Annotated in this window: 6 protein-coding genes and 1 pseudogene; 4 read left to right on the forward strand and 3 right to left on the reverse strand. The window is 44.8% G+C overall.

Translation table 11 applies throughout. The annotated features are described in order from the left end of the window. Nucleotides 1–333, forward strand: a pseudogene (locus BLV54_RS16270) (IS5/IS1182 family transposase); the annotation flags it as partial. An 85-nt stretch (nucleotides 334–418) separates the two neighbouring features. Here BLV54_RS16270 and BLV54_RS14195 read toward each other — a convergent pair. Continuing rightward, complete coding sequence (locus BLV54_RS14195; protein WP_090572263.1) at nucleotides 419–811, reverse strand: glycosyltransferase; 393 nt, start codon at nucleotides 809–811, stop codon at nucleotides 419–421. A gap of 666 nt (nucleotides 812–1,477) precedes the next feature. On the opposite strand from BLV54_RS14195, the gene BLV54_RS14205 reads away from it, so the two are divergent. Beyond that, a complete protein-coding gene (locus BLV54_RS14205; protein WP_218132418.1) occupies nucleotides 1,478–2,821 on the forward strand; it encodes an esterase in 1,344 nt (447 codons plus the stop codon). A gap of 55 nt (nucleotides 2,822–2,876) precedes the next feature. On the opposite strand, the gene BLV54_RS16275 is transcribed toward BLV54_RS14205, so the two are convergent. After that, complete coding sequence (locus BLV54_RS16275; RefSeq protein ID WP_176969791.1) at nucleotides 2,877–3,050, reverse strand: hypothetical protein; 174 nt, start codon at nucleotides 3,048–3,050, stop codon at nucleotides 2,877–2,879. A gap of 430 nt (nucleotides 3,051–3,480) precedes the next feature. On the opposite strand from BLV54_RS16275, the gene BLV54_RS14210 reads away from it, so the two are divergent. Further along, the gene (locus tag BLV54_RS14210) at nucleotides 3,481–3,879 is read left to right on the forward strand and encodes a TraR/DksA family transcriptional regulator (RefSeq protein WP_090572265.1); all 399 of its coding nucleotides are present in this window, start codon (nucleotides 3,481–3,483) and stop codon (nucleotides 3,877–3,879) included. A 29-nt stretch (nucleotides 3,880–3,908) separates the two neighbouring features. Then, nucleotides 3,909–5,480, forward strand: coding sequence for a bifunctional aminoglycoside phosphotransferase/ATP-binding protein (locus BLV54_RS14215; RefSeq protein WP_090572266.1), 1,572 nt, complete (start codon nucleotides 3,909–3,911; stop codon nucleotides 5,478–5,480). Nucleotides 5,481–5,912: 432 nt separating this feature from the next. On the opposite strand, the gene BLV54_RS17385 is transcribed toward BLV54_RS14215, so the two are convergent. After that, nucleotides 5,913–6,064, reverse strand: a 152-nt coding sequence (locus BLV54_RS17385) for a transposase (protein WP_176969695.1), incomplete at its 5' end; no start/stop codon positions are given.

Here is a 6,064-nt window from a genome sequence, read left to right on the forward strand (position 1 = left end):
TACGATGGGCATACGCTTACAGCATCCTTGGAACAAGTTCACAAACTAACGGGTATTGCGCCAAAGGAAGTTTATGTGGATCGGGGTTATAGAGGACACGCGGTGACGGATACGGTCAAAGTATGGATAGCAGGAGCCAGGCGCGGCGTCACGGTGGCGATCAAAAAGAAGCTCAAGCGGCGCAGTGCGGTGGAGCCCGTGATCGGACATATGAAAAACGATGGGCGTCTGGGGAGAAACTTTTTGAAAGGCACAGCAGGCGATGCCATGAATGCCTTACTGTGCGGTTCTGGCTATAACTTGCGCAAGATTCTGTGCCAACTGGCGCTTTTGTGTACTCGTTTGGGAATCAATATTAATCGGCTATTGATTGGCAATATGCCTAACCTACAACTTAGTAGTTGAGAAAAAGGGTTTTTCAGGGACGACTAACTACATCGCCATCCGTGAATACAGCTCCTGCGTTGGGGTTATTAATGAAATACTGTTCTATTCGCGCAATCTTGTCTGGATACCAGCTATCATCCTGGTCACACAAAAAGATAATGTCTCCACGACAGGCGCGTATCGCGTTTTCAAAATTGCGTGTCGAGCCGAGTCGCTCGCTATTCCTCAAGAAACGTACCGGAAACGGAACACTTCGTGTGAATTCATGAACAATAGTTGAGGTCGTATCGACTGAGGCATCATCAGAAATCACCAACTCATCTGGCAACCGGGTCTGACGTGCGATACTGCCAAGTTGTTCACGGAGGTAACGCTCGCCGCTGTAGCTTGCCAAGGCAATAGATAAGGAGAGCTTTGGTTTCATGCTTATCTGAGGTATTTCCAGTCTTATTTTGATCCAAACTTACAGATTGGAGCTGAGGCTTACTATTATGGAGGAGAAAAATCATGAAACAGAGTAGTTTCGTTATGCTATTTCGATTTCGTTAGTTTCCTTGAACACAAATGCTGATGTTTTGAATAATGACAGCTAGTCTTCCAACCAATGCGAAGCCTGCCCCTAGTTCAGATCGTAGACCCAACTAATGTACATGCTTCTGACCGCAGCATCAAATTGATCAGTGCTTGCCAACGGTTGAAGAATCAGATTTATTTGGGTGTTGCAAGCAATTTAAACTCTATGCTGAACAATTATTCAAGAATATTCCAAAAAGCAAAAATAGCTTCCCTGAAATCGTTGAGTTACTTCATCGATCGATATAAAATCCGCGATGAAAATATGTTGTAAGTATATTTGAAGGGGCACGAGCTGGCCAGATAAATGAGCATTTTAGTGTGAGCTACGCTTTTGTGACAAGGCAGAAAATAAAGGGTGAAAATATCAAATTTAGGGGTAGGTCCCGTTATGCGCTTACTTTATCTCCGGGGATTAGCATTGATGTTATAGACATAACCTGATTCCGGATATTCATTATCAATCAGGTCACGAAACTAAGATTAGAGAATGTGGATTCATTCTTAAGGATAAAAAATGATAAAAAACACAACTACCATTTTAGGCAAATCAAGTATTCGATTTTTTCTAGTTTTTACTGTTTTTTTCATTATCAATGGCTGTGCACAAAAGGGCGCCTATCGAACCGATTTTACACCTTGCACATTTAACCAATCGGATGATTGTGCGCAAAGCGCCATCCAGCATCATGCACCCGACCAGGCAGCAGAATATCGCCTGGGCTTTGTTGAATTTGATGATCAGGGTCAGTTACATCAGCGTAAACAAATGGAAGCGGTGCTCGACAATTATTATCCTATTGCAGCAAAAGATGATGTGTTGCTGATTCTGTTTATCCATGGTTGGCATCATGATGCGAGACCCGGTGACAACAATATTCAGGAATTTCGAAAATTGCTGGAAAAAATTGCACGCATTGAAAATGCCAGTGCTAATCTTAACAATCATACCCCTCGCAAGATATTGGGTTTGTACGTAGGGTGGCGCGGTGAATCAATTGAAGTTCCAGTACTCAAGGAAACTACATTCTGGGAGCGCAAAAATACAGCTCATGAAGTTGGTTTGCAGGGTGTCACCGAGTTATTACTAAGACTGGAAGAAATTGTTAATGTTAAAACCGGGATGGAAACCATTGTACCCAAACCCCGTAATAGTCGCTTCATCGTCATTGGCCATAGTTTTGGTGGTGCCGTACTGTATACAGCTTTGCAACAAGTGATGGCCGATCGTTTTGTTGATAGTCGCCCGAACAAAATCTTTAGCGATGATGCCAAGGGTTTTGGTGATCTGGTGGTACTGATGAATCCGGCATTTGAAGCAATGCGTTTTGCTACCCTTTATGACATCTCGCAACAAAGTTGCCGTCACTATTTTCCTAGCCAGTTACCGCGTATGGCGGTTCTGACCTCGGAAAAAGATTATGCAACTCGTTATGCTTTTCCGATAGGCCGTTTTTTCTCAACCATTTTTGAAACCCATACAACACTCAAGCGGCATCATTGCACTGCGTCTGGACCAAAAGAAATATTCATTGATGAAGGCGAAGCTGATCGCAATACAATCGGTCATTTCGAACCCTATCTCACTCACGAGCTGGTACCTGCCACCACAAAACAATTACGTGGCAGTGATTTCAGTTACCGTCAGCTGCAAAACACTTGGTCAAAACAAACTCATGAAGGTACCTTGCATTTCGAAGATGTGGATTTGATTCATCTGGGAAATACGCAACCCCTGAATCCCTATCTCAATATATACGTCGATGGCAAACTAATACCGGATCACAATAAAATCTGGGGCGATAGTGTAATCAGTTTTATACGTGACCTGATTGTGCTTTCTTCCTTACCTGTGAAATAAGGAAAGCATTAGATGGAAGAAATTCGTCAAAAAATATAATAACTTAACCCACTTGTTAAGTGCTTTTTGAGCTAAAGCAATATCTGGCTGATGCCGGATATTGCGTAATTCTTTTTTCAGGCTTAAAGGTCGTTGCTAATGGCCCATTGAACTTGAGTGCTTCATCCAGGCGTTGATGCTCACCATGCGTGTCATCCAGATTGTCAGGTGAAACCTGCAATACCATCAAGCGTAAATACTACAACAGCAAACCCGAACTAAAACTTGCCTTTGATGAGGTTCAGCAGATCACACGATCGTTGGTTATTTCGATCCGCTCTTGGTCATATCCTCGCAGTTGCGTGTGATGCCACGCCTTTATCCGCTGATATCTATAACAACATTGAAAATGTATGGGAAAACAAACTGTTGGCATCTCTACAACATAGGATTACACCATCCTTAAACACCTGAAATGCGATCTTGTATCCAGCAAGTAGCGTGCAAGGAATCACATACAGATCAGATCTTGAGCCGGGCAGTGAAGTAAATGGAAAAAAAGAAGGTGAGAACGTCAAACTAAAACCTGATTCCAGAAGTCCAATAAGTGATTTTTCTGGGCGCATTCTTTGTTAAGAGTAAATAATTATTTTTTAGCCAAGGAAGCAGGAGGGTGAGTCATGACGCAACTGACGGAGAACGAGATTGAATCGATTGAAAATAAATTACGCGAACGCCAGCAGGATTTGCTCGAAGAAGTCCGCAATGAACTCGACGAGCGAGAGAACCAATACTTGGCTGCCATGATGGGTAATGATCCGGGTGATAGCTGTGACTTCTCGCTCGCTGATGTGCTGGTTGATCTGAACATTGTGCGGGTAGATCGCCAAATCAACGAGCTACGCGAGATCGAAAGTAAATTGGCGCAGACCAAAAAAGGCAATATGAATGAATGTATCGAGTGTGGCAAAGAAATTGGTTTACAACGTTTGCTGGCTTATCCGACAGCCATGAGATGTATGAGCTGTCAGGAAAGGCGCGAGCAGATGTATGCATATGAGGGACATTCGAGTCTCTAAGGAAAGTATGAATAAATGGTAACAACGTCATGAAAGAAGAAATTGCACAAAAGCAGATGATTGAAGCGCTGCTCGATCCGGCGTGTTATCCTCACCCGGTCAGGCGCATTCAGTATGTGGAGACGCATATATCCCATGTGCTGCTAACGGGTGATTTTGTCTACAAGCTAAAGAAACCGCTGAATCTCGGCTTTCTTGATTTCAGTACGCTGGACAAGCGTCGCTTCTATTGTGAAGAAGAGTTGCGGCTTAACCGCCGACTGGCGCCAGATATTTATCTTGAAGTTGTTACTTTTAACGGGGAACCGGCAGCACCCCGTCTCAATGGCCCAGGTCCAGTGCTGGATTACGCCGTCAAAATGGATCAGTTCGATCCGGAAGCAACCCTGGACCGGCTCGACGATCTGGCACAATTATCGGTGCAGCATGTCGACATGATTGCCAGTACCTTGGCAGATTTCCATTTGCATATCCCATTCGCACTGCTGGATTCGCCATGGGGCAAGGCAGAAACCATCTGGCAGCCGGTTGCCCATAACTTCGAACACATCATCAAACAGGTTGGAGAGAAGCCGGAAGGATTTCAATGGCTAGAGACTGTTCATCAATGGAGTGCTGCTGAGCATAACAGATTATTGCCAGATTTTGAGCTGCGTCGTGCGCAAGGCTATGTACGGGAATGCCATGGTGATTTGCATCTTGGTAATATGGCCTGGGAAGGAAGCAAATTGTTGATTTTTGATTGCATCGAGTTTAATCCGGCATTGCGCTGGATTGATGTGATGTCAGAGGTCGCCTTTTGCTATATGGATTTACTGTATCGGAACCATCATGATCTTGCTTCTCGTTTTCTCAATCGCTACCTGGAGCACACGGGTGATTATGCAGGCATGAAGCTCTTGCGCTACTACGCGGTTTATCGTGCCATGGTGCGCGCTAAAGTAGCCTTTATTCGTGCTACTCAATCAGGATTGTCTCCAGAAATGGCAGAATACGAAAGGCAGCAAGGGCTGGATCATCTCCAGTTGGCTGACAGGCTTACCCTGGTAGCAAAACCTATTCTGGTGATTACACATGGCTTATCGGGCTCGGGTAAAACCGTGTTCAGCCAGAGTCTCACTATGCAGTTTGAAATGATCAGCCTGCGCTCCGACATTGAACGCAAACGCTTGGCTGGACTGGATGCGCTGGCTAAAAGCGCTTCATCTGTTGAGAGCGGTATTTACAGTCGGGAATTTTCCCGGCGCACTTATAACTATTTAGCAAAACTTGCCGAAACACTGCTTGGCGCGGGCTGGCATGTGCTGGTAGATGCCACCTTTATTGCGCGTTGGCAACGCGAATTATTTCAGCAGATTGCTATGCGTTGCGGAGTAGTATTTTATATCCTGGATTTTTCTGTGCCGGAAGCATTGCTCAGGCAGCGTGTTCAAGCTCGTAGCGCAGCAGGCAGGGATGCTTCCGAGGCGGATATTACTGTTCTGGAGCTTCAGTTGAGAACCCAGGAAGCGCTGATTCATGCTGAAACACACATAGTAATAGAGGCGACGACAGTTGAATTTGTGGCGGCTCAACTAAAGGCTGCTGTCTCATTCGAGTAGCTGAATAACGGGCTATTGAGCACAAAATTTAATATGATGTGTCCGCTAACCAGTTGAGTTTCGCTACGGATACTTGCCGTTTAGCCTGGCTAAATGAAGCCGGCTCGGAATACACCCAGGAATTGGAAGGTGAATAGAGGAACGTGGATGAACTCTATTATTGTATTGCCATCGACAATCCCTTTTTCCGTGCGACCAATGGAGGATTACCACTACTGGTAAGAATCTCGGGGATATCCAGCTTCTTCAGGGACGTGAGATTAAAACTGTCAGAGTTCTTTCTTATAATCCATCATGATAGAGCTGAAATACTTCGGTATGAGCGGGAAATACCTCAACATTCCGTTTATAACTCGGCCAGGAATTCAGCGCTGTATTCGTCGCCTGTAGTCCGGACCCAAATCCAATATAGCTGATCCCATATAAAATGATTTAAAGTGCATAAGCGGTAAAGAGCTGCTCGATGGAGCATCCTTCCTTTTTTCTGACTGTTTTGGCCTGGGCCCATTTTGGTTCAATGTCATTAAAGTCTGGAGAATAAGACGGCAAATATTCAAGCGTGTGCCCTGCATTGGCAAAAGCAG

The organism is Nitrosomonas sp. Nm33 (genome assembly GCF_900107265.1).
GTDB lineage: Bacteria > Pseudomonadota > Gammaproteobacteria > Burkholderiales > Nitrosomonadaceae > Nitrosomonas.